The organism is Dactylosporangium cerinum, from assembly GCF_042653625.1.
Lineage (GTDB): Bacteria > Actinomycetota > Actinomycetes > Mycobacteriales > Micromonosporaceae > Dactylosporangium > Dactylosporangium cerinum.
This window is the reverse complement of sequence record NZ_JBHSIU010000145.1, coordinates 1-607: the sequence shown is the minus strand read 5'-3', so window position 1 is coordinate 607 and position 607 is coordinate 1. Positions and strand designations below refer to the sequence as shown.

Annotated in this window: 1 protein-coding gene; it reads right to left on the bottom strand. The window is 67.5% G+C overall.

Features of this window, described 5'->3' with window-relative positions; genetic code table 11:
• The coding region (locus ACFPIJ_RS64410) for an integrase core domain-containing protein (protein ID WP_380129451.1) at positions 1-607 on the bottom strand (607 nt) is incomplete at both ends.

Below are 607 nucleotides of genomic sequence, written 5' to 3'. Positions count from 1 at the left end.
CCGCCGAGTCGATCGCGTCGTCGGATGTCGAGGTGGTCGAGCCGGTCCGGTGCCGTGATCGGTTGGGGGAGCGGGCGTAGGGGCGCTGCGGCGTGCAGCGCGCGGCGGGTCCGGTGTTGGTTGTAGAACGTCTCGTACTCGTGGAGCGCGTGTAGCAGGTGAGCTCGGTTTACGATCAGGGTCCGGTCGAGGAGTTCGGCTCGGCATGAGTGCACCCAGCGTTCCATGATCGCGTTCATGCGCGGTACGCGGACACCCGTCTTCGTGATCGCGATGCCTTCGTCCTCGAGGACCGCGTCGAACGCGGCTGCGTACTTGCTGTCGCGGTCCCGGATCAGGTGCTTTACCGTGGTGCCGGCGTCGTGGAGGTCCATGACCAGGTTGCGGGCCAGTTGTGTGGTCCAGGTTGCGGTGGGGTGGGCGGTGGCGCCGAGGACGCGGACGCGGCGGGTGGCGTGCTCGATGACGGCGAAGACGTATAGCCGTGCTCCGGTCAGTGTTCGGGTTTCGAAGAAGTCGGCGGCGAGGATCGCCTGTGCTTGGCCGCGGAGGAAGGTGGCCCAGGTCTGGTGGTCGCGCCGAGGCGCGGGTTCGATCCCGTTGGTCT